23 protein-coding genes and 1 riboswitch are annotated in these 24,945 nt (G+C 29.5%); of the genes, 2 read left to right on the top strand and 21 right to left on the bottom strand.

Features of this window, described 5'->3' with window-relative positions:
* Window positions 1-86: 86 nt before the first annotated feature.
* The 8 genes from ACOBME_RS07645 to ACOBME_RS07610 form a co-directional block, all read right to left on the bottom strand.
* The gene (locus ACOBME_RS07645; protein WP_338965434.1) at window positions 87-1,028 is read right to left on the bottom strand and encodes a 3'-5' exoribonuclease YhaM family protein; all 942 of its coding nucleotides are present in this window, start codon (window positions 1,026-1,028) and stop codon (window positions 87-89) included.
* Window positions 1,029-1,090: 62 nt separating this feature from the next.
* Entirely contained in the window at window positions 1,091-3,373 is a 2,283-nt protein-coding gene (locus tag ACOBME_RS07640) for a 2-oxo acid dehydrogenase subunit E2 (protein ID WP_419334847.1), read from the bottom strand.
* 34 nt (window positions 3,374-3,407) lie between these two features.
* Window positions 3,408-5,084 (bottom strand): phospho-sugar mutase, encoded by a 1,677-nt coding sequence (locus ACOBME_RS07635; protein WP_419334845.1) that lies wholly within the window; start codon window positions 5,082-5,084, stop codon window positions 3,408-3,410.
* 129 nt (window positions 5,085-5,213) lie between these two features.
* A complete protein-coding gene (gene phoU / locus ACOBME_RS07630) occupies window positions 5,214-5,873 on the bottom strand; it encodes a phosphate signaling complex protein PhoU (RefSeq protein WP_338965429.1) in 660 nt (219 codons plus the stop codon).
* A gap of 26 nt (window positions 5,874-5,899) precedes the next feature.
* A complete protein-coding gene (gene pstB, locus ACOBME_RS07625; RefSeq protein WP_338965428.1) occupies window positions 5,900-6,709 on the bottom strand; it encodes a phosphate ABC transporter ATP-binding protein PstB in 810 nt (269 codons plus the stop codon).
* A complete protein-coding gene (gene pstA / locus ACOBME_RS07620; protein WP_419334842.1) occupies window positions 6,709-8,811 on the bottom strand; it encodes a phosphate ABC transporter permease PstA in 2,103 nt (700 codons plus the stop codon). The genes pstB and pstA overlap by 1 nt, the downstream gene beginning before the upstream one ends.
* A 2-nt stretch (window positions 8,812-8,813) precedes the next feature.
* Window positions 8,814-10,136, bottom strand: a complete 1,323-nt coding sequence (ptsS, locus tag ACOBME_RS07615; protein WP_338965424.1) for a phosphate ABC transporter substrate-binding protein — start codon at window positions 10,134-10,136, stop codon at window positions 8,814-8,816.
* Between the two features lie 91 nt (window positions 10,137-10,227).
* Window positions 10,228-13,182: a chromosome segregation protein SMC gene (locus ACOBME_RS07610; RefSeq protein WP_419334840.1), complete on the bottom strand. Its 2,955-nt coding sequence runs from the start codon at window positions 13,180-13,182 to the stop codon at window positions 10,228-10,230.
* 260 nt (window positions 13,183-13,442) lie between these two features.
* Here ACOBME_RS07610 and ACOBME_RS07605 point away from each other — a divergent pair, with 260 nt between their 5' ends.
* Window positions 13,443-14,270: a serine protease gene (locus tag ACOBME_RS07605; protein ID WP_338965422.1), complete on the top strand. Its 828-nt coding sequence runs from the start codon at window positions 13,443-13,445 to the stop codon at window positions 14,268-14,270.
* Window positions 14,271-14,339: 69 nt separating this feature from the next.
* On the opposite strand, the gene ACOBME_RS07600 is transcribed toward ACOBME_RS07605, so the two are convergent.
* The 13 genes from ACOBME_RS07600 to rpsP all read right to left on the bottom strand — a co-directional run bounded on the left by ACOBME_RS07600 (window position 14,340) and on the right by rpsP (window position 24,111).
* A complete protein-coding gene (locus ACOBME_RS07600; RefSeq protein WP_338965420.1) occupies window positions 14,340-15,038 on the bottom strand; it encodes a solute carrier family 23 protein in 699 nt (232 codons plus the stop codon).
* A gap of 41 nt (window positions 15,039-15,079) precedes the next feature.
* The gene (locus ACOBME_RS07595) at window positions 15,080-15,913 is read right to left on the bottom strand and encodes a solute carrier family 23 protein (protein ID WP_419334838.1); all 834 of its coding nucleotides are present in this window, start codon (window positions 15,911-15,913) and stop codon (window positions 15,080-15,082) included.
* A gap of 346 nt (window positions 15,914-16,259) precedes the next feature.
* Window positions 16,260-17,798: a glutamine-hydrolyzing GMP synthase gene (gene guaA, locus ACOBME_RS07590; RefSeq protein ID WP_338965417.1), complete on the bottom strand. Its 1,539-nt coding sequence runs from the start codon at window positions 17,796-17,798 to the stop codon at window positions 16,260-16,262.
* Window positions 17,799-18,317 carry a hypoxanthine phosphoribosyltransferase gene (gene hpt, locus ACOBME_RS07585; protein ID WP_419334835.1) on the bottom strand — a complete coding sequence of 173 codons (519 nt, stop codon included), beginning with the start codon at window positions 18,315-18,317 and terminating at the stop codon, window positions 17,799-17,801. It lies immediately after the preceding gene.
* A gap of 113 nt (window positions 18,318-18,430) precedes the next feature.
* A riboswitch (purine riboswitch) is annotated at window positions 18,431-18,528 on the bottom strand.
* A gap of 122 nt (window positions 18,529-18,650) precedes the next feature.
* A complete protein-coding gene (locus tag ACOBME_RS07580; RefSeq protein WP_338965415.1) occupies window positions 18,651-19,388 on the bottom strand; it encodes a DNA-processing protein DprA in 738 nt (245 codons plus the stop codon).
* Between the two features lie 78 nt (window positions 19,389-19,466).
* Window positions 19,467-20,090: a ribonuclease HII gene (locus ACOBME_RS07575; RefSeq protein WP_338965413.1), complete on the bottom strand. Its 624-nt coding sequence runs from the start codon at window positions 20,088-20,090 to the stop codon at window positions 19,467-19,469.
* 3 nt (window positions 20,091-20,093) lie between these two features.
* Window positions 20,094-20,972, bottom strand: coding sequence for a ribosome biogenesis GTPase YlqF (gene ylqF, locus ACOBME_RS07570; protein ID WP_338965412.1), 879 nt, complete (start codon window positions 20,970-20,972; stop codon window positions 20,094-20,096).
* Window positions 20,973-21,013: 41 nt separating this feature from the next.
* Window positions 21,014-21,862, bottom strand: a complete 849-nt coding sequence (locus ACOBME_RS07565) for a ribosome biogenesis GTPase RsgA (RefSeq protein ID WP_338965410.1) — start codon at window positions 21,860-21,862, stop codon at window positions 21,014-21,016.
* Between the two features lie 66 nt (window positions 21,863-21,928).
* Window positions 21,929-22,285, bottom strand: a complete 357-nt coding sequence (gene rplS, locus ACOBME_RS07560) for a 50S ribosomal protein L19 (RefSeq protein WP_338965409.1) — start codon at window positions 22,283-22,285, stop codon at window positions 21,929-21,931.
* 35 nt (window positions 22,286-22,320) lie between these two features.
* Entirely contained in the window at window positions 22,321-23,046 is a 726-nt protein-coding gene (gene trmD / locus ACOBME_RS07555; protein WP_338965408.1) for a tRNA (guanosine(37)-N1)-methyltransferase TrmD, read from the bottom strand.
* The gene (gene rimM / locus ACOBME_RS07550) at window positions 23,047-23,538 is read right to left on the bottom strand and encodes a ribosome maturation factor RimM (RefSeq protein WP_419334831.1); all 492 of its coding nucleotides are present in this window, start codon (window positions 23,536-23,538) and stop codon (window positions 23,047-23,049) included. It abuts the gene before it with no gap.
* Window positions 23,539-23,790: a KH domain-containing protein gene (locus ACOBME_RS07545; protein WP_127092573.1), complete on the bottom strand. Its 252-nt coding sequence runs from the start codon at window positions 23,788-23,790 to the stop codon at window positions 23,539-23,541. It abuts the gene before it with no gap.
* Window positions 23,791-23,820: 30 nt separating this feature from the next.
* On the bottom strand, window positions 23,821-24,111 hold the full coding sequence (gene rpsP, locus ACOBME_RS07540; RefSeq protein ID WP_174842681.1) for a 30S ribosomal protein S16: 291 nt from the start codon (window positions 24,109-24,111) through the stop codon (window positions 23,821-23,823).
* Between the two features lie 606 nt (window positions 24,112-24,717).
* Here rpsP and ACOBME_RS07535 point away from each other — a divergent pair.
* A complete protein-coding gene (locus ACOBME_RS07535) occupies window positions 24,718-24,855 on the top strand; it encodes a hypothetical protein (protein WP_338965404.1) in 138 nt (45 codons plus the stop codon).
* The last annotated feature ends 90 nt before the right edge of the window (window positions 24,856-24,945 follow it).

The following is a 24,945-nucleotide window of genomic DNA, read 5'->3' as shown; positions in this document are numbered from 1 at the left end:
AAAGAAAAACACACGAAAAAGGTAAGAAAACTGAAAAAATACCAAAATTTTTCAAAAATTTTGGTATTTTTTGACTAGGATATCGCTTATTTTTCAAAGTGTTTTAAGAATCAACGTCCTTCAACCGCTAATAAACGTTGTGTTTGCTCATTAACTGACGTTTTTTCTAATTCTTTATCAATTCGATAAATTCGCGCATCTAAATTATCTAAAAATGATAAAATTTCAGCTTCTAGTAAATGTGGTTCAACTGGTGACCCATATTCTAAACGACCATGACTAGCTAAAATCATATGTTCTAATAAAATAATCTTCTCAGAATTTAAATCATTAATTTTAGCCATATGGTTTAATTCATTTGCCATAATTGAAATATGACCAATTAATTTTCCTTCTAATGAAAAATCATTAGTTGCTCCACTTGTAATTTCAATAACTTTTCCCAAATCATGTAAAATAACACCACAATATAAAAGTTCAGAATCAATTAACCGATCAGAATATACATTAGCAACATTCTTTGCCATTTTTAACATTGTTAAACTATGTCAAATTAATCCTGATTTAATTTCATGGTGGTTGCGAACTGCTGCTGGTCAAATTTTAAATTGTTCCCCATATTTTGATAAAATTAAAGTCATAATTTCACGATATTCTGTTGTCTGCATTGCTTGCACTGTAGTAATAATTTCATCATACATTACATCAGGTGGAAGTGGTGCTACTTCAATAAAATCTTCTAAGTTAATACTATCATTATCAATAATGTCATAAGTATTAATTTTTGATTGTAACACTTTTCGATATTCAATAATATTAATATTTACTTTATAACAATTTCCTTTAATTCAACATTCAATATCAGCAGGACGAGCATCTCATAATCGTGCTTCAATTGTTCCTGTGCGGTCTTTTAATGTTATTGACAAATAAGTACTCCCATTTGAAGCAGTTCCTTGTGTTACCTTATCAGCAATGACCACTAATTCAATATTATTGGTCCCTTTCGTTAAGTCCCTAATATTCATTGTCTTTTTTCCTTTCTAAAAATAAAGAAATGCATAATGAAGAAAAACATCACTTTCTTGTTTTATAACAATAATCCTGGATTTGATAATAAATATGCAACATAATGTACAAACTTACTTGCTTCAGTAATATAAATCACAGCTTCATTATAACCAAGGGTAATTATCATAATATCACGAATTGTAATATCGTTTTTTTCAACAACAACTGGTTTTTTAAAGATAATTCCCATTGCAATTCCAGCAACATTGTCTTCTGGAATGGTAAAAGTTCCCCGCGTAATTCCATATTCACCATAATTTACAATTGAAAATGATGCATCTTGATAATCTTTGTCGGTTAATTTATCATTAATAGTTTGTTCAATTAATTTTGTTGCTTTTACCGCAATTTCTTTAATTGATTCATTTTTTAAATTAGATAAAACAGGCATTTTAATCCCCGCATCAATATCAACACTAAAAGCAATATTATAAAATCATTTTAATAAAAGGGCATGTTCTTTACTAATAAATGATGCATTTAAAATTGGGAATTTTTTTAAACCCTCATAAACTGCCTTAATATAAAATGGTAATAATGTTAATTCAAGCTCATTTGATAAATATGCTTCTCGCATGATTGATAATAAACTAACTAATTCACTAACATCAACCTCAACATCAATAAAACTATGAGCAATATTCTTTCTGCTTTCCATAATTACTTTTGCCCGGGTGATTGCTTGATGATTTAATTTAACTTGATCAGCTTGTAATACTTTACCATTATTGTCAAGAACTGCTTTGTCTTGCATATGTTCTGATGTTTCAACATGTGATTTTGAATGTCCTGCCGAATGTGCTTTTGTTTCAACAGAATGCGAAGCAGATTCACTATGACCACTATGTACCTTTGAATGTGAAGCAGCATGATGTGTTTTTACTTCTTCATCATGTTTTACTTCTTTATGGTGAACCGTAGATGTTGAATGAGACCCAGCATGTGGTTTTGGGTGCGAAACAGTTTCTGAACCAGAACTAGCATCTTCATCAACATGAGAGCTCAAATGAGTTACTGGTTTTGAATGCGAAACATGTGTTTTTAAACCTTCAGAGGTGTCAGAATGCAAAACCGGGTGCGTTTCAGAATGAGCATAATGTCCTTTTACTTCTGTTCGATCTGGAGCAGATTCACTATGACTACTGTGGGTCTTTGGATCCGAAACAGAATGATGTGTTTTTACTGGCTCATCATGTTTTACTTCTTTATGATTGATTATAGACATTGTGTGATATTCTGCATGAGGTTTTGGTTCTCTATGATGAACAACAGATTCTGAATGATGAGGATGGGATTCGGAAGGTCCATTATTATGTTGTTTTGTTGAAACTACGTCTGTTACCCTTAAAACATTATGTCCTAACTTTGAATCAGTCTTCATTTCATCAATATTTGAGGCAGATAAAGCAATATCTTCTCCCAACTCTTCTAATGTTAAATCTTCACTAAAATAAATTGTTTCGGGATTATCATCATCTAAAATTAATTCTTTTTCATTACTTTCTTGATTTAACTCTTCTTGAATATCTGTATACATACGGTGAATCAACGTATTTGATATTTCATCATAGTTTTGCGTTTTTTCTTTCATTTCTGCTGATAATGCTAAGTCTCGTTCTAAATGTGCAATATCTTCAATAATTTCTTCTTTAATATTAATTGTTTCTAAATCATCTTTAACTGTTGTTAAATTTTCTTTTAATTGGCCAAGATCCTTTTTCAAGGTTTCAATATTATTTTCATTTGGAATATTTTCAATAACATTTTCAACTTTATCTTTTAATAAAAATGATGTTGTACTAACATTATCTTGAAATAAATTTTGTTTCTCTTGTTGCGGTGTTGTTCCTTTTGAGTTTAGCTCAATTGTTGGTTCAAAATCATTTTTAGGGTTTTCACCGGTAACTTCACGAGCTAATAATGTTTCAATTAATTCTTCACGAAAAATTTCAGTTTCTGATTTTTTAATATCAATTGATGGATTATTAGCTGCATTATATCTTGATGAACCACGAAAAGAACTAGTATTATAATCTTGACTAGTTTCATATTTTTGGTCATTAAGAGCGGGTTCTGGTGGCACAATTTCTAATAAAACATCGCCACTATTAATAACTTTATTTTCATAAGCAATAAGATTTTGTACTTCACCAGCTTCTGGCGTTTTTATTTCATATACTTTATTTTGAGTGATGACATTAACGATTTTATCTCCTGCTTGCACCTTTTGTTGATTTTTAACAAAAAGTTTATCGATAATACCTTTACGATTGTCATCAGCTTCAAATATAATCTTTGCCATTTAGTAACCCCCTAAAATATATCTTAGCATACTTTTAAGTATTTAAATAATTAGTTTCTAATTCTTGATACATTGCTTCCATTTTTGCTTTTGCTTGTTCATTTGTTTTATCAACACAAACAAAGTAAAACTTAATTTTTGGTTCTGTCCCACTTGCCCGAACAGCAAATCAACTACCGTCTTCAAAATAAAATTTTAGTAAATCTTGTCCTGGCATATTATATAACCCATTTAGATAATCTTCCTTTTTAATACATTTAATTCCGTTTAAACTAGCAATCTCTTCTTGTCGCAATTTTTGCAACATCCTCTTAATAATTGTCTTTCCATCAACACTATCACGAACTAAATTAACGGTATTACAGTAAAAATATCCAAATTTATCATATTGTTCAACTAAGACATCAAAAAGTGTTTTTCCTTGTTGGTGATAATATCAACAAGCTTCAGCTAATACCACCGATGATTGAATTCCATCTTTATCACGAGTAATATCTTTTAAAACATAACCATATGCTTCTTCAAAACCAAATAAAAACTGAACTCCGTTGCTATCTGCTTTACTCATTTGATCACCAATTCATTTAAAACCAGTTAATGTTTTAATAACCTTAACACCATAACTTTCAGCAACTTTATCTGATAAATTACCGGTGACAAAAGTATTATATAATACACCATTTTGAGGTAGTGTGTTGTTCTTTTTATAATGTGAAAATAAATATTCAATTAAAACTGGGGCAGTTTCATTCCCTGTCATTAAGTAGTATTCCTTATCCGCAATCTTAACCCCAATTCCCAAACGATCAGCATCTGGATCATTTAAAATAATAACATCTGCATCAACCTTTTTGGCATATTTTAATGCTAAATCATAACATTCAGTTAATTCTGGATTTGGATTGGGCGCAAAAGTAAAATTAAGGTCATTGGCAAATTGTTCTTCAACAATAATAACTTCATATCCACAGTCTTGTAAAATTCGTGGTGTTCAGTCTTTACTTGTGCCATGTAAATTAGAAAAAACAATTTTAATATTACGTTTTTGATTTGGATAAAACTGCATTGCTTTAACATCGGCAATATAATTTTCTTCAATTGTTAAAGGAACATTAGTAATTAAACTTGGATCTGGTTTTAATGTTAAATTAAAAACTTCTTCTTTAATTTTCAAATAATTTGCTCCAATAATATCGGTTGCCACAGGTAAAAATTGGCAACCATTATGATCATAAATCTTATAACCATTGTACTCACGTGAATTATGACTAGCTGTAATAATGACCCCGGCAGCAGCTTTTATTTTACGAACAGTATAGGAAACAACTGGTGTTGGTCGTAAATCATTATTATTAAATAAAATTGCTTTAATATTATTATTAGCAAAAATATCAGCAACCTCTTGTGCAAACTCAGTAGAAAAATGACGATTATCATGGCCAATTACAACACCCTTTGTTTTTAAATCAGTTTCTGAATAAATTTTCTTTAAATATTGCATAAATGCCAATGTTGCTCTTCTAATTGTATATAAATTCATTTTGCCCGTTCCAGGACCAAGTAATCCTCGTAACCCAGCTGTTCCAAATTCCAGATCATTCGAAAAAGCAGCAATTAATTCAACCTCAGACATTTGTTGAAATTCAGTTTCTAATGTTGGATCTAAGTTTTTAGCATTTTTCCATAACTTTAAATTATCTAAATATGACATATCAATTCTCCTTTAAAATCACCTTTTTAACAATTTTATTTTATAATATTTATAACAAATTACTAGTAAATCACTATTTATTTTCAATAATGTTATTAATAAAAAATAATCTTCATAAAGAAGATTATTTTAAATTGGTAATTCAAAGTCATAGATTTTTCCCTCAATAATATAAATTAAAGTTTCTGCAATGTTAATAATGTGTGTTCCTGCTCGTTCAATTGAACGTAATTGTTGCATTGTTAGTGTAATAACTTTAATTTCTTCTTTAGTTTTTGCTTCTCGGATTTTTTCAATTAATGCATCATTTTCAACTTTATAAATTTTATCTAATTCAGTATCATATTTTAAAATATTATATGCCGATTCAATTCGTTCTTCTTCAAAAATATTTGATACTTCAGTTAGCATTTCAATAACTTTAGCAACTAATTTTTTTAAAAAATTAATTAATTTAGTTGAGGGTTTATATTTAATATAGTAGCGACAAATACTTTTTGCATAGTCAGCAATCCGTTCAACCTCTTTAACAATTAAGATAAAACCAACTGCTCGTCGCAAATCTTTTGCTACCATTTGTTGTTTTGCAATTTTTCATAATGAAACTTCAATAAAAGCTTCTTGCATTTTATTAATTGTCTCATCAGAAGAAATCACATTTTTCCCAAGTTCAATATCATTTTCCTCAAGACACTTAACCATATCATCATATTGATTTTTTGTCATCGCAATCATATCAATAATCATTTGTTTTGTTTGGGCTAGATCATTTTCAATTTTAACGCTCATCGTTTCCTTCCTTCTCCTTTCTGTCATTATTCAAAACGACCAGTAATATAATCTTCCGTTTTTTTATTAGCCGGACGTGAAAAAATAATCTTAGTTTTATTATATTCAATTAATTTCCCTTTTGCAAAAAAAGCAGTATAATCAGCAACACGTGCTGCTTGTTGCATATGGTGGGTTACTAAAATAATTGTAAAATCTTTTTTCAATTGTGTAATTAATTCTTCAATCTTTGATGTTGATATTGGATCTAACGCACTTGTTGGCTCATCCATTAATAAAATTTTTGGTTTCATCGCAATGGCACGAGCAATACAAAGTCGTTGTTGTTGACCACCCGACAAAGCAAAAGCAGAATCTCTTAAATTATCTTTTACTTCATCTCACAATGCTGCTCGTTTTAAACTTTCAACAACAATACTATTAATAAGTTTTCGATCACGAATCCCTTGGTTTCGTGGTCCATAAGCAACATTATCATAAATGGACATTGGAAATGGTGAAGGTTTTTGAAAAACCATACCAATATCAGTTCTTAATTTGACAATATCTGTTTCAGGACTATAAATATTTTTTCCATTAATTAGAATTTCACCTTTAACAACGGATTTTAGCTCAACATCATTCATTCGATTAAATAATCGTAATAATGTTGATTTCCCCGACCCTGATGAACCAATAAAAGAAGTTACCGTATTTTCTTTAATTTTCATTGAAATGTTAAAAAGGGCTTGTTTATTTCCTTTATAGAAAAAATCAACATGTTTTACTTCAATTAAATCTGGATTATTGTCTGATGAATCAAATGTTGGATTATTAATGATTACTTTCGGATCCATTATTGTTCTCCCTTCTTATCATCTTTGTCTTCTTTTGCTGTTTGTTTTTTCTTAGGTCCAATTTTTCTTCAAAAATTAGTAACGTTTTCTTTTTGATGAAGATAGTTTTCTTTTGAAAAGAAAAATTTTAAACTATTAATTCGCATTTTTCACTTCTGCTTAAATCCAATTTTAACATAATTTGGAGCAAATTTTTTCCCTAAAATATGGGCAAAACTATTTGATAACCAAATTAACACCATAATGGCAAAAGCTAATTCAAACATAATCCGCATCGCATCAGCTGTTGCGCCTTCCTTTGATAACATTAAAATTTGCGTTGTCATACTTGCTCCTGGGGACATAAACCCAGCAATTGGCAACCGGACAGCGGTTCCCAATGTTAAATAAACTGGGGCTGACTCCCCAATTACTCGCCCAATTGCTAAGATAATTGCTGTTACAATTCCTGGCATTGCGTTTGGTAAAACAACTTTTAAGGTTGTTGATGTTTTATTTGCCCCTAAAGCTAACGAAGCATTTCGCATTGAATTTTCGACTCCCGCTAAAGCTTCTTCAATACTACGAATCATAATTGGCAAAATAACAATTGTTAAAGTTAATCCTGATGCTAAAACTGATAGGGGCAACCGACAAACACCAATAAAGAATGCTAATCCAAATGTTCCATAAATAATACTTGGTGTTGATGATAAAACATCAATTGCAAAGCGAACTGCTTTGGCAAAAATACTACTTTGACGAGCATATTCATTTAAATAAATCGCAACCATTAAACCTAATGGCACTGCAAAGATCATTGAACAAATAACTAATAACAAGGTGACAAAAAAGGTTGAAAGAATTCCCGCACCGCCATCAAATGTTGAAGTCGAAATTAAGTCGTGCCAAACCATTCCAAATAAACCTTTTCAAATTATAGTAATTAAAATAATTAAGGTAAAAGACACCACAATCACTGTTGATGAAATTAGGAAGAACATTCCTAAACCATCTTTAAATTTTTTAATTCCCCGTGTTTTTTCAATTCGTTCATAAAATAATTTATTAATTTTATTACCATTATATGATTTACTTAAACGTAAACTTTTTGTTGTTTTACGAGTATGATAATTTCGTTTACGCTTATTAAAAGCTTGCGATGAAATAATAAAAATATTAATAATACAAACAATTATAAATAAAACCAAACCAATATCATATAAAGCTGACTCATGCATTGGTCCCGAGTTTTCTAACATTTCTAACCCAATTGTTGAAGCTACTGTCGCAATTGATGAAAAAATAAAATTAAGAAAACCATTCCCAACTTTTAATCCATCAGGTGCATTCCCGGCAATCATCATAACAGCCATTGTTTCCCCAATAATTCGAGCAACCCCCATCATAATGGCTGTAATAATTTTAAACCATGCTGATCGTAACACAATGCGATAAGTGGTATGTGTTTTACTCAAACCTAATGCTAATGATCCAAACCGATATGAATCGGGAACGTTTTCTAACGCATTTATTGATAAAGAAATCATAATTGGTAAACCCATAAATGCTAACGTAATTGATGTTACCAATAAGTTTGATGTTGATGGTGCTCCCATTAACATAAATAACGGTCCTAAAATAGCTAAGGCAAATAACCCAAAAACAACAGAAGGAATTCCTGCTAGCAATTGAATAATTCCTATCACACGACGTTTAATCGTTGGACTTAAATATTCTGAAATATATAATGAAGAAAAAATTGTTAACGGAATTGCAAAAAGTAACGCAATTAATAAAACAAAGAAAGTAGCAATAACAATTCGTCAAATTCCAAATTGATTATTATTAGCATTTCAGGTTTGACCAGATAAAAATCCTCAAAAACCACCTGGATAATGTTGGAAAAAATAAATTGATTTATAAATAATAAAACCAACTAAAGTTAATAAAATTAAAATTGTTAAAATCGCAAAACTATAAATAATAATTTTAGATCCAAAATCAGTTAATTGTTTTCGACCACGAAAATTATTGGCAAAGCGAATACGTCACATGCGCATTTTTTCCCGCACTGGTTTTCTATCTGCTGTCATAACTTCTTTAACATCTTTATTTGCCATCGTTAATTCTCCGATCCATTATATTCATAACCAGGATACGCCTGATATTTACCAGGGAATTTTTGTAAAATAGTATCTCAAATACTACTATAATTTGCGCTAAAATTCCATGGAACTTTTTCATTAGGTGTTGCTTTGCCGCTTTTTGCAAATTCTGTATTATTATTATATTTTCGGAAGAAAATATCATCAAATGTTAAGGGTTCTTCTCCTTCTTCAATATATCAATATGCTGCATCATGAACACTTAATTTAAAATTCGAGTCATAATACGGATTAATCTGACCATTACGCAAATACTGCTTTGTTTTTGCATATGGCAACGGGTCTAACATTAAAGCAATAAAAGCTAATGCCTTATCAAATTGTGAACCACGATAATTAATAATTCCGGTAAATGGTCGGGTTAAAGAATACTTTGGATTAAATTCTAAATTTTTATCAATAATTTTATATGGTAATTCTGGTGTCGTTGTGCTTTGGCCAATCACACTCGCAATTGATTGTATTCCTAAACGACTATCATCAATAATTGTTTTAAGATACGAAAACGAAATAAAGCCAATTGATCCTGGCGTAGTTGAAACAGCTTGATACATCGCACCATTTGATGCTGCAACTTGATTTGTATCATAGTTTTTGGTTTTAATTACTGCTGATTCAAAGAAATCTCTTGTTCCACTTCCTGCTTCTCGGGTTAAAGTATAAAACTTATTGCTCCCACCACTACAAGTTAGTTGTGAACCAAAAGCTTGTTGTCAAGTAAAATTAGTATCCGTATAAATTCGACGGATCAATTCTGTTCCTTTTCCACCATAAAAACTTTCAAAATGTAATGAATCTTGCGTAGGATTAATTTGACAACCAGCTGGTAAATGATAAAACAGTACAATATAATCACGGGCAAACACAAAACGAGATGTTTGATAATCTTCTCATAATTGTTGGGCATTAGCACGATTATCACCTTGAGTTGGCGTAGAATTAAAATCTTTTGATAAAAACCCAGAAGCATAACTCCCATTTTTAACGCCAACTAAAGCAGCTGCACTTCCTAATGAATTATATAGAATGTCTTCTTTTTTATCACGTTTATACTGCTCGGTAATATTTGCCATCACTTGTGCAACAGAAGTACTTCCCCCCGCGACAATAACATTACTCGCCGAAGCAACTGTTCAAATAACAATTGATATTACTAACACTAAAACAAAACCAATTAAAGTAATCATTTTATGGTTGCTAATCTCTCCTACTAAAGTTTTAAAGAAATTTTTCTTTTCTTGTTTCTTTGAAAAAGCTTTAGTAGATTCGTTTGGCTTCATCCGTTAAGTTTCCTCCCGCTGTAATATATTTTTAACTTTGCTCATTTATTTACATTAATTGTATCAAAAAAATAAAAAATCATAAAATATCTTATGCTTTTTTATTTTCAAAATCTTGAATCATTTCCTCAGCTTGTTGCAATTTAATTCCCACAATCTTTGTTACCCCTTTTTGTTGCATTGTTGCCCCATATAAGACATCACAATTTTCCATTGTTCCAACTCGATGAGTAACAACAATAAACTGGGTTGCCTCAACAAACGTACGAATGTATTTAGCAAAACGCTCAACATTTGCTGGATCTAACGGTGCTTCTGCTTCATCTAAAATAACTAACGGAATTGGGCGAACTTTTAAAATCGCAAATAGAACTGATAACGCAACCAATGATTTTTCACCACCAGATAATAAATTTAAATTAGTAATATTTTTCCCTTGTGGTGATACTTTAATATCAACACCAGTTTCTAATAAATTTTCTGGTTCAGTATAAATAATTTTTGCTGACCCACCACCAAATAAAACTTCAAAAGTTGATGGTAAATTTTTATTAACCTCTTTGATTGTTTTATCAAATTGTTCTTCCATAATAGCATCCATTTCATCAATCAACTTTAATAAATTTTTAACTGAATCATTTAAATCATTATATTCATTATTCATAAACTGGAAACGTTCATATTCTTCCTTATACTCATCAATTGCTTCTAAATTAACACTACCAATTTGCGCTAAATCACTTCGTAATTGTTTAATTTCATCACGAATCAAGTCTTCATTATCAATTACTTTTAATTCTAATGTTTTGGCATGATCATATGTCATTTGATACTCTTCTGTTAATCGTGTTAAATTTTGTTGAATTTTAACATTAATAATCGATAAATCAGTGTTGATTTTACTAATTTGGTCTTGTAAAGCGGAAATATAATAACGTTTTTCTGAAATATAATTATTCAATTCATTAATGGTGAATGATTGTTTATCTTTCAAACTGTGGGCAACATTTAATTGTTGTTCTAATTTTGTTTTTAAAAGTTCTTTTTGCTTAATTTTATCAACAATATTAAGAACCTCTTGATTTTCTTCTAATTTTGTTTCATCAATATTTTTTGCTGTTAACAAATGGTATTCACTTTGCAATTTCATCTGATCATGCTTAATAATTTCAATTTGCCGCTTTGCCGCACCAATTGAAGCCTGATTTTCAGCAATAATTTCATTAACTTCATCTAATTGATGGCGAATTGTACTTAACTGTTGGATAATTCCTTGTTGTTCATCACCCTTAACTGCTAAATGCCCATTAATTTCATTAAGCTCTTTTTCTGGATTTACAATTGTCATTTTATTACGGCGCGAACCACCCGAAACAGCTCCTTGTGGGCGAATTACCTCCCCATCCAAAGTAACAATATTGTAACGATATTTTGTTAATCTTCCAACTTCTTGGGCAACATCAAAATCGGCACAAATAATATAACGGCTTAATAAATAATCAATTGCAATGCGATATTCTTTGCTTGTTTTAACTAAATTATTTCCTAAACCTAAATATCCGGGTACTGACTTAATCACAAATTCTTCATCACCGCTAAGAAAACGCGGCGAAATAACATCCAATGGAATAAAAGTTGCCCGTCCAGCGCGATTTTGTTTTAAATATAAAATTGCTCGTTTTGCACTATCAACATTTTTAACTAAAATATCTTGTAACCGTCCCGTTAAAGCTGTCACAATTGCTTGTTCATACTTATTATCAACATTAATTATTTCTTGTACTAACCCAATAATACCAGGTAAAACATTTTTATTGTTGATAATATTTTTAACCCCTTCATGCAAATTATCTTGATTTTCAAACTTATGTTGTGCTCGTTCTAAATCGCTTTCTAAACGAACGATTGTTTTATTAATTGCCCCTAGATTCTCATTTAATTTAGCTTGAATTGCATTAAAATCATTGCGCTGATTACGATATTCAAGTTGTTGTTTTTCCAAAATTTCTAATTTTTCTTGTTCATTTTGGAGATTAAAAGTTAGTTCATTGTAATCACTAAGCATATTAGTAATTGTGATATCATTATTTGACATTTTTAAAGCAGCTTCTTTATTATCTAATTCAATTTTATGAACTTTTAAATCACTAATTTCTGAAACTAAACTCTGAAATTCTCTACTTAAAGTACTAATTTTTGTATCTAAGTTAAAATTTTCTTTATTCAATTCATTATATTCAATTTCTTTATTTTTTAATTCACGATCTGCTTCTTGTTTTGTACTTGTAATTGTTTTTTGTTGTTCACGTAATTCAAATAATTTATCATTAAAAAAAGTAATATCCTTAACCAAAACCGATAATTCAATTTCATTTAATTTATCCTTTAAGGTAGTATATTTTAAAGCTTTTTCACTTTGCCGTTTTAAACTTGGTAACTTTCGTTCAATTTCATTTAAAATATCTTTTAGACGAGCTAAATTTTCATTTGAACGTTCTAATTTTTTTAATGATTCTAATTTTCGTCGTTTGTATTTTGAAACCCCCGCCGCTTCTTCAAATAAAGCACGACGATCTAATGGTTTTGCTTCTGCAAAAGCATTAATATTGCCTTGTGAAATAATAGCTAGTGATGATTTTGTTAAACCACTATCCATCGCAAAATCTTGCACATCTTTTAAACGTACCCGTTGTTTGTTAATAAAATATTCATTTTCTCCTGTTCCTCGAAAAACACGACGAACAATTTCAATCTCATCATAATCCATTGCAAAAATTCGTTTTGTATTATCAAAAGTTAATTTTACTTCTGCCATATTTAAAGCTGATTTTGTTTCAGAACCATTAAAGATAACATCTTCACTATTATTTCCACGCAGTGATTTAATTGATTGTTCACCTAAACATCAACGAATTGCATCATTAATATTTGATTTTCCACTCCCATTAGGTCCAACAATTCCAATCATTTTATGATCAAAATTGACAGTTAATGGGTCAGCAAATGACTTAAATCCAAACGCCTCCAGTTTTTTCAAAAATAGCACTGATTTTCACTTCCTTAAAATTTAACCTAATAACAAACCGAATTATTCCTTATTAATTATTCTATAAAAGTTAACTATTTGCAATTAAATTTTTTAAAATCATTGATAAATAACAAAATTAGGGAAATAATTTTTACAATAAAAAAAGTTAAAGCAATTTTTTTGCAGATTATTAAGGATATAATGAAGCCGGTTATAAAATAAGTGAGAATTAACCACCCTCATCTCATAACCAATAATTTAAGAAAGAAGATGTAACTATGAAAAAAATACTGGTTCTTTTTACTAGTCTAGCAATGGCTAGCACAAGTACAATTAGTACAATCGTTATCAATAATAAAAATAATAATGTTGAAGTTACCAATGGTGTTGATGTTAAAAATGGTGAATTTCCATGATATGGTCTTATAAGTAATAAGGGAGCACCAATTACAACCACCGGAATTGGTGGTGGTGTTTTAATTTCTCCAAATTGACTTTTAACAGCAGCGCATGTTGCTAGTGATTTTCAATTTGCACAGTTACCAATGCAAGTTACATTTGGCCTTTATGATAAAGTAACACCTTATCAACCAGAAACAGTATATGCTAACCAATATTTTGTCTATGGTGGCAGTCATTATGATATGAAAAAAGATATTGCTCTAGTTAAATTAGATCATCCCGTTACTGATATTACACCAATTCAAGTTGCAAATAAATCACAAATCCCCCAAGCAAGACAAAATGCAATTGTAACTGGTTTTGGAATTAGTGGTCTTGATTCACAAGGACAACCAATTTGACCAACACATATGAAAAAAGCATTAATGCCAATTCAAGACCACGCAATTACGAAAGGCCCAAAATACCAAATTTCTGATTTTGATCAAAATTATGATTTTTTAGGTGGAACAATTACTGGCAAAAGAATAAGCTCTGCCCTTGGTGATAGTGGTGGTCCTGTAATTCAAAAAATTAATAACCAATGAGTAACAGAAGGAATTGTTAGCCACGGTGTTTATGATTGAACAACACCATTACCAACTGTTTTTACTGCTGTTGGAGCTTTTAGTAATTGAATTCAAAATATTATTAAAAATAATTAACCTACACATTAATATTCAAAAAATATATTAAAAAAGCAATATTTATTGCTTTTTTTCTTTTATTATAATTTAATCATCTTCGTTATTAGGTTTCTTATTTTTATTATTTTTTTGGTTTTGACTTACTTCTTCTTTTTGTTCATTTTTATCTTTTACTTTTTTTGGGCGGTCTTTTTTCTTTTTAATAATTAGCTTGATTTTTTCTCACCATATAAAACCATTATTTTGATGATCTAGTAGAAGTAAGTTTAAGAAAATTCCAACAAAAGCAGCTAAAGCAACTCCCATAAATTGTAAATTACCACTACCAATATTAAAGTTAAAAATTGCTCCCCCCAATCCTAAGAATAACATAATTGCTGTTACAAAGACATTTTTCATATTGGTATAATCAATCCGATTATTAATTAAAACACGAATTCCATTTGTTGCAATTAAACCAAACATAATCATACTAATACCACCAATAACTGGACCTGGTAGCATTTGAACCAACTGGTTAACCGGGGCAATAAAAGATAACACAATCGCAAACAGGGCAGCTAATCCCGTTACTCACACTGAAGCAATTCTTGTCATTCCAACAACCGAGGTATTTTCACCATAAGTTGTGTTTGCAGGACCTCCTATTAAGCCATCAAAAATAATTGAAACCCCATCTGCAACTAATGTTCGATGCATTCCAGGATCTTTAACAAAATTCTTACCTGTCATTTGTCCCATACTAATATGATAACCAATATGTTCAGCAATGGCAATAATTGCCAAGGGACTAATTGCTAAAATTGCTGGGACAATATTACTTGCTTTTAAATCTCAAATTTTTTAAAATAAGGATATCACTGTCATTGACTTGGGTCACTAATTTTTGAAGTGTCTAAAATATGATATTGAGTTCCAATTGCAAAATGCAAAATAACACATAATAAATAACACATTACAACCCCAATAATAACTGGTACTACTTTTGCAAATCCCTTACATTTTAAAGCAATAATTGCCGTTACCAAAAAAGTAAAAACTGCAATCCCAATTCCAATTAAATGTGAATAACTTTCTTTTCAAGCTGCTGGATTTAATCCAGCATTATTAATAGCACTCGGAGCAACTGACATTCCAATAATAATAATTAATGGTCCAACAATAACTGCTGGCAATAGTCGTTCTAAAAATTTATTACCAATAAAATATACTAAAACTCCAAATGTAATATAAATAACTCCAACCATCATTACGGCAATAAAAATAGCATTTCCATACAAAGGATAACAAACCCCCATTGCTCCCATATAGGCAAATGAACTTCCTAAATACATTGGCACTTTTGCTGCCGTAATGGCAATGTAAATTAATGTTCCAACACCCGAACAAAATAAAGCCATTGAAATATTCATAACTTCAACACCAGCTGTTTGATTAATAATCAACGGCACTAACACTGTGGAACCAAACATTGCAAAAACATATTGCAAGGATAAAATTGATCATTGTAAAAAAGTTTTTGGGCGTTCATGGGGAGCTAATAATAATTTAACATTATTATCGATGCTCGTAATTTGTTCTTTTTCCATTTTTTCTCCTTTCATTCTTAAAATTGCATTAAAAACTAGTTTATAAACATTATCAACTAGTAAATTTTGCATTATTAATTTTCATTATATTGTTAATTTGTAGAATATTAAAGATATCAAAAAGAATTAACTTATTTTTTTGTAAAAAAATTTTTAATTCTTGTAGCATCTTAATTTGCATTTTATACCTCAACATTCTTAACATAAATAATATCATTTTTAAAATGATTTGTAAATATCTTCTTCTTAATTGTCTTGTAATATCCTTCATAAAGCTTTTTTCAAAATAAACCAATTATATGAAGAAATTCCCTATTTTTCTACTTTCACTCTTTTTTGCCCTAACAGTTATGAGAACAATCAAGCGCAGTGAGATTAATTCTCCCTTTTTTTATTTTATTAAACACTGTTATGGTTGCTACTCTCACTCAATTGTGCCAGGTGGTTTTGAAGTAATATCATAAGTCACACGATTAATACCGTGAACCTCACTAACAATCCGTGATGAAACTTTATCTAATAGTTCAAACGGTAACCGACTTCAATTCGCTGTCATAAAATCAGTTGTATCAACACTACGAACAACAGCAGTATAACCATATGTCCGAACATCACCCATTACCCCAACTGATTGAACGGGCAATAAAACAACAAAAGCTTGAGCAACTTGATCATATAAGTCAAAATTATATAATTCATCAATGAAAATTTGATCAGCTGCTTGTAGTAATGTTACTTTTTCGGATGTAATATCACCAATAATTCGAACTGCTAAACCTGGTCCTGGAAAAGGATGCTTGTAAACAAATTGATGATCAATTCCTAACGCTTCACCAGTCTTACGAACTTCATCTTTAAATAACACGCGTAATGGTTCAATTAATTGAAAGGGTAAATCTTTTGGCAATCCCCCCACATTATGATGCGATTTAATTTTTGCTGAAGGCCCTTTTACTGATACCGATTCAATCACATCAGGATAAATCGTTCCTTGCCCCAATCATTTAACATTTTTAATTTTTTGTGCTTCTTCATTAAAAATTTCAATAAATAAGTTTCCAATAATTTTTCGTTTTTGTTCTGGATTAGTAACTCCTTTTAATGCTGTTAAAAATCTTTCTTTAGCATCAATTTTTAGAATGCTTAAACCAAATTGTTTTTGAAATTTTTGTAAATCATATCAACCACTATCTTGACGCAATAACCCCGTATCAACAAAAATACAAGTTAGCTGTTGACCAATTGCTTGATGTAATAAGACTGCACAAACACTAGAATCAACTCCCCCCGATAATGCTAAAACAACATTGTCACTACCAACTTTAGTTTTAATTTCCCTTGTTGACATAGTAATAAATTCTGAAATTTTTCAATCTGCTTCACATTGGCAAATTTTAAAAACAAAATTTTTTAATAATTGTTCACCAATTAAAGTATGTGTTACTTCAGGATGAAATTGTAACCCATAAATTTTTTTCGTTGTATGTCTAATTGCACTAATTGAATTTGCGCTATGCGCAATTTGAACAAAATCTTTTGGCATCACTTCAATGTGATCAGCATGACTCATCCAGACTTGTGATTTAACTGGAACATTAGCAAATAAATCGTGGTGATCATCAATAACTAATTCTGAAAAACCAAATTCTTTTTTCGCTGCTCGTTGCACTTTTCCACCAGATAAATGACTAATTAACTGCATTCCATAACAAATTCCTAAAATTGGTAAATCTAATTGAAGTAACTCTGAATCAATTAAAAAAGCATCCTCTGCATAAACTGAAGCAGGACCACCGGATAAAATAATTCCTTTCATTGGGGTTGTTTTAATTTTTTCTAACGGTGTATTGTATGGTCACACCTCACAATATACTTCTAAGTCACGAATACGACGAGCAATTAGTTGCGTATATTGTGATCCAAAATCTAAGATAATAATTTTATTTTCTGTTTTCATTTATTCACCTCTAAATATATATACATCGGGTAACTGACGATATTGATCATCATAGTCAAACCCATAACCAACCATAAATTCATTTGGGAAATTAAATAAAGCATCATAATCATATTTAAAGTCAGGATGCATTTCAATTTTATCTGCTAAACAAACCACTCGTAAACTATTTGGTTTTTTTGCTTGTAATTTTTCAATCACAACCGATAATGTTTGCCCAGTATCAATTAAGTCTTCAATTAACAAAACATCTTGCCCGGTAATATCTTTTGAAATATCTTTATGAATTGTAATATTGTTGGTAGAATTTGTTTTTTCATAACTTGAAACACTCATTGTATCAACAACAATATAATTTTTAAGTCGTTTTAATAAATCACTCATAAAAAAGAGGGCTCCGTTCATTAAACCAATACAATATAATTTTTTTCCCGCATATAAGGTATTAATTTTTTCCGCATAAGTTTTGATTCCTTCTTGAATCTTAGCTTCAGAAAGGTATAATTCTAGTTTTTCCATTTGCACAATTAATAATTCTCCTTTACAAAAATAAAAAAATAAAAGCATAAACTACTATAGTTAATTCTAAATAGGTTATGCAAATTATTTTTGTTAAATCAAGAAAATAAAACAAAAGAATCTTCATGACCTATAGTATCTTAATAACGGTAAGATGTAGAAACGTTAGTCCATAACACTAACATATATAAGCATTTTATTTTTATCACACAACAACTATAACTTATTATTGCTAGTAATGCAAGATAATTTTAAAATTATATGTTGTCCAATTCATTTATAATTAATTTTTATCTTTAATTCTAAAAATATTTTAATAAATATAGCAAAACATTATAACTTACAAAAAATATCATTAACACTTTCGATTGGTTGTGCACCATTTTTAATAAAACTATTGTTCTTATTAGCAATTGTAACTCGTTCGGGAAAGCAAAAAACTTCTTTGCCATCATGATTTGCTAACGTAACAAGCCGATGCGTATCATCATCAGGTTTTGATTGAACAATAATAACACCGTCCATTAGACCAGACATAATTCGATAAATTTCATATTTTGTTTTCTTTAAATTTCCATCATATGATTCAGAAATAACAATTTGAAATTTAACATCTGGATATTTTTTGCAAATGTGCGCATAATCTTGTCATTTTTTAATTATTAGAACACCATTACCGAACCCAAGATTTTCAATAACACATTGATTAATTCCTTTTTCTAGCATTACAATTAAAATTAATTTTCGTCTAATAATTTTTTTTGTTAACATTTTAGTAATCAATAATCCTGTTTCATCTGGTTTTGTTATACCACAAATTGCTAATTTATGGCATTTATTATTAACTATCGTTAAATCACCATCATAAAACAACACAAAAGGTGGTCGGTAAATATTGCAAAAAGCCTTTGGATAATCTTGATCAATAATTGTGACATACTGACAAGTAATTTTTGTTTCAATATCAATTAAATCTTCATAAGCAATTTTTTCTTTTGTCTCTAACGCTTGATAAATTTTAAGTCAATCCCCTTCATATTTTAATGCAAAAAAAAGTAGAACTCGACGCATCTTGCTTCCTTTCTATTAATAAATAAGTATCTTATTAACATAAAGAATATAACACGAAGAATTTTACTTTTTTAATTTTTATTTATCAGTAACATTATTTTTTAAAATAAGATCACGAACCGGTCGATAAGTTTTCCGATGAATTGCTGTTATTCCATATTTTTGTAAAGCAGATAAATGTTTTTTAGTCCCATAACCTTTATTATTTTTAAAATCATATTGCGGATATGTTTGATCATATTCTAAAATTAGATTATCCCGTGTTACTTTTGCTAAAATTGAAGCTGCCGCAATTGATTGTGAAAGATTATCACCATCAATAATTGCTTGATAATGATAAGATGGCGCTAATTTTTCAGCATCAGTTAAAATTAAATCTGGTTTAACTGTTAACTTATCAATTGCATTTTGCATCCCAACAATACTTGCTTGTTTTGGATTAAGTGTTTCAACCATTGTCACTGACATTGTTTCAATTGCATAACTGATGGCAACATTCATAATTTCTGTTGCTAACATTGTTCGTTGTTTTACCGTTAACTTTTTACTATCTTTAATTGCTGGATTAAAGTAATCAGCTGGTAAAATAACAGCACCAACAACTAATGGACCCACTAAACAACCTCGTCCTGCTTCATCTGTTCCTGCCATTATTGTCGTGGATGAATATGATGCTAAAATTTTTTGTTCAAAACTATTCATAATTTACATTTCCTTTTGTGGCGGAAACTCAAATGAAACTAATCCAAATCCATTATTTCATAATTTATTTAAAAAGTCAGTTACAATATTTATGACATTGTCTTCATCAACTTTGTGAAAACGATTTTGTTGCATTCTTAATAATAAATGAAATAATTCAACTTCATTGGTCACATCAAACTGATCAATTGGTAATAAATGATATTGTTTTGCTAATAATGAAAAGTAATGTTGATACATTCATTTAATAGCTGCTAAACAAACATCTTCTTTTGGTAAAATATCTTCTTTAATTGCCCGGGTAAATGCTAAATTAAGAGCCACTTGGTGCTGTTCAATTTTTGGTCATAAAATCCCGGGGGTATCAATTAAATCAATTTGTTCATTTAATTTTAATCATTGTTGGCCCTTTGTTACACCAGGTTTATTACCAACTCGTGCTGAATTACGGTTTACCAAAGCATTAATAAAAGTTGATTTACCAACATTAGGAATCCCCGTTACTAATACTTTTAACTTTGGCGTTTTAATACCTCGTGCTTTATCCCGAGTAATTTTAGAACTTAAAACAGCATAAATTTTCTCAACAATAATTTTATTAATTTTAGTATGTTTACTATCTAATGGTAAGACAGCAATTTGTTGTTGTTCATAATAATTAAGTCATACTTTGCTTACGATTGGATCTGCCAAATCTTTTTTATTTAAAATAATTAGTTTTGGCTTTGAACCTCGTAATTTATCAATTAAAGGATTGGCAGAAGAAAAAGGAATCCGACTATCAACAATTTCAATAATCAAATCCATTAATTTACTTTGTTCATCAATTTGCTTAATCGCCTTTGCCATATGGCCAGGAAATCAATGAATGTTCGTTGACATCTTCTTTTTCTCCCTTCTTAATGTTTTCCTTTATATAATTATTATTTAAAATAGTCCTCAACTCATTCTAACGAAATTGCTGGGATTTTTTTCCCATTTTGAAGATCTGCTAAAAAATCAGCACAAAGTAATAAATTATCGGTTGTTTCGCCTTCTGGCAATGAAACATTAGCTGACTTTAATTTAATAAATTCTTTCACAAGTTCATCAACCGAAGATTTTAATTGAACATTAACACTATATGCTGTTTCTAATTTTGCTTGATATTTTGTTAATAATAATTTAAAGGCTTTAATGGCCACAACTTCTGTGTTTTCTTCAATATTAAAAATTCCTAAAATTTGGATATTTCAATAAACATTAGGTGTTTTGAAATTAACACCGGTAATCGGTGCTGTGTCAATGAATTCAACATTATTATAACGATGAACTTTCTCACGACCAAATAATGCTAATTTTGCTTTTTCAAAGCTTTCACTATTGCTAAATAGTTTTGCTAATAAAATTTCTTTATTACTATGCGGTAAACTAATAATTAATATTTTTTTATCAACATAATCTTTTAAAAAGGCATGAAACCCTTTTAAACACTGTTGATATTGTTCTTCGCTTTGCTGGTCAGGACTTAATAACATTTGACAGTAAATTCCTTGCCCATAATAATATTCCATTCATTTTTTTGTTTGTTCCACATCAGCTTTTTGCGTATTTGAAAAAAGGATTATTCTTTTTACATGTTCTAATTTTGCATAATTTAAAAGATTAGCACCGGAGTACGCAACTCTTGCATCAACAACTTCAATAATAACATCTGCTGTTGCTGCTAGTTTATCAACTCTTTTATTATTTTTAATAAATTCACTTGGGATTGCAATTGTCTTGTCACACATAATTGTGTTTCCTCCTTGTTTTATAATTTTAGTAGAAATTAAAAAGACTTTAACAGCCTTTTTAATTTATTTAGTTTTAATGATTTCCTTAATCCGTGCAGCTTTACCAACACGATTTCGCATATAGTAAATACGAGCACGACGAACACGCCCATATTTTACAACTTCAATTTTATCAATTAAAGGTGAATGTAGTGGAAAATTTCTTTCAACCCCAGCACCATTACTAATTTTACGAATTGTAACTGATTTAGTAATGACACTACCTTGTAACTTAATTACTACTCCTTCAAAAACTTGGATTCTAAATTTATTTCCTTCCTGAATTTTATAGTGAACCTTGATAGTATCTCCTGAAGAAAACTCAGGTAAATCAGCACGAAGTTGATCCCTTGTAATTTCTTCTGTTAAACGCATATTCATAACTGTTCTTCCTTTCTATGGTTAATAAACCTATTTTATTTTTCATTTTTAATTTTTGTTAATAAAATTTCTTGTTGTGGTGTTAAAGTTATTTTTGATAATAAATCTGGTCGTTTTAATCAAGTTTTTTTTAATGCCTCATATTCTCGTCACTGTGCAATGTTTTGATGATGACCGCTTAACAAAACCTCAGGCACAAGATGTCCATCATATGCAACTGGCTTTGTATAAACGGGATAATCTAAGAGATTATTTGTAAAAGAATCATTGAGATGTGACTGTGCATTAATAACATCACTGCATAGTCTTGCAACACTATCAATCACAATCATACTTGCTAATTCACCACCAGTTAAAACATAATCTCCAATTGATAATTCATAATCAACATAATGTAAAATTCTTTCATCAAAACCTTCATAATGACCACAAACCAAGATTAAATCCTGCTCTTGTTTTGCCAACTGTTGAGCTTGCTGTTGACGATATTGTTTTCCCTGAGGTGATAATAAAATAGTAATACTATTTTTAGTTTGGTGCGCTTTAATGGCTTTAACTAATGGTTCAATCATTAGGACCATTCCTTCACCACCGCCATATTGATAATCATCAACTTGGTGATGTTTACCAACACTATAATCCCGAAGATTGACAATATTAATTGCAATTAGTTTCTTTGCTAAAGCTTTTTCAATAATTGATGTTGTTAAAAAATTATTAAACATTTCCGGGAACAAAGTCAATACTGTAAACTGTTTCATTTAAATAACCTTTTTTAAAATTACTTTTTGCTGAATCAAATCAATTTGTTCAACATATTCATCAACATATGGAATCATCATCTTTGTTTGATCAGTTTTTTGAATTTCAAAAACAACATATGCTTTTGTTTCAAATTGATGTGATAATGTTCCAATTACAACATCCTGATAAAAAACTTTAAAATTAGTTAAATCCTCTTGACTAATAACTGTTGCTAATTCCAAATCCGCCTTTTGGCATAACAAATAACATTCTTTAAAATCTAACACTTCGTTAATATTATTAAATTCTTTAAATTTAAGAATATAACCATGATTAGTAAGTGTAATTTTAATTAATGTTACTGGTTGATAAAGCAGCGGCAACTTAAGAAACATTACCTTATTAACTAACTGTTCTACATCCTTAATGTTAATTAATAAAGTTGCCTTAACTTCTCCCTTAATTGCATGCGGTTTATTAATCTTAAAAATTTTTAATAAATCTTTCATTTAAAAAACCTCAAATTTAATATTAACTTTATGTTGATCAAATTGCCCTCTAATATTTAATAATGTTCGTAAACTATTAGCAATTAAACCTGATTTACCAACAACATACCCAAAAACTTCTTCACTACACATTACTAATAAATTAATTTCACCTGTTTTTGTTTCTGGCAATTGTCGAATCTCATAATATAATTCGTTATTGTCTTGAGAAATTAACGGTTCAATTAAATTTTTAAGTTCTGTAATATACATATTGTTTATTGTTGTAACTTTAAACAACAGCTATTTTTTTGTGCTTTTTTTGGGTTTTGAAACTTGTCTTTCATTATGTAACTTAGTCATTAAACCTTCTTTACTTAATAAATTACGAACTGTATCGGTTGGTTGCGCTCCTGTTGATAATCATTTATAAGCAATATCTTGATCAATTTTTACATCACCATTTAAAGGATTATATGTTCCAATTAATTCAATATATTCTCCATCACGTTTGACACGAGCATCTGTTGCAACAATCCGATAAAAAGCCGCTTTCTTTTTACCTGTTCTTTTTAAACGTAATTTTACCATCAATTTTTTCCTTTCTAATTCTCTTTTCCTGTTAAACTATGAAACTTAACATCCTATATATCATACCTTAAATAAAAAAAGAGTCAAGTTTTTCAACTTAACACTTTTTCAATGATAGAGAGAAATAATTGGAACTTTTAAAGGTAAATTTTATTTGGAATAATTATAAATTATCCCATTTTCAATTAATAAAAATTGAACAAAAATAGTTGGTAATTTAATATTTTTTCGTTTAATTGTTTTCCCTTGTCTTCCAACCTCAGCAACTAAATTATTTAAATAAAAAAACTTTGCTTTATAAAGCAAAGTTTTAATTTTAATAAATATTTAATAATATTAAATTTCTAATTTTATCCTAGTATTCCTTTAATTATATTTTTTCATCAATCATTTATGTCATTTGGCTCATAAAAATCTTTATTTGTAACATCAAATGATGAAACTTTCAACGAATTTCATACTCGATAAATAGCATTCACACTTTGTGTTATAATGCATAAAAGAGCATGAATTTCTTTGCCACTACGATATAAATACATATCAATTCGTGATGTGTGATGAGCGACAATAAATCTATATTCATAATTTATTAGTTCTTGTTTAAGGTAAATGGGTTGCCGACTAGATCAATTATTCTTATCAATTTTTGAAGAACCAATTAATTTTGTTGATACTTTAATATTTTTTCGCTGAATAGTTGCTCCTTGACCACCAGCCGCAACAACTGAATTATTTAAATTAATATAATCATAATATTTCAGAAACTCTTCTCATGAAGTTGCATAATCAGTTCATTTAAATAACTTAATATTAAAATGATCAGTTGTACCCCCCCCC

Source organism: Spiroplasma endosymbiont of Sarcophaga variegata, assembly GCF_965178695.1.
In the GTDB taxonomy this organism is placed as follows: domain Bacteria; phylum Bacillota_I; class Bacilli_A; order Mycoplasmatales; family Mycoplasmataceae; genus Spiroplasma; species Spiroplasma poulsonii.
This window is presented reverse-complemented; position numbering and strand designations above follow the sequence as displayed.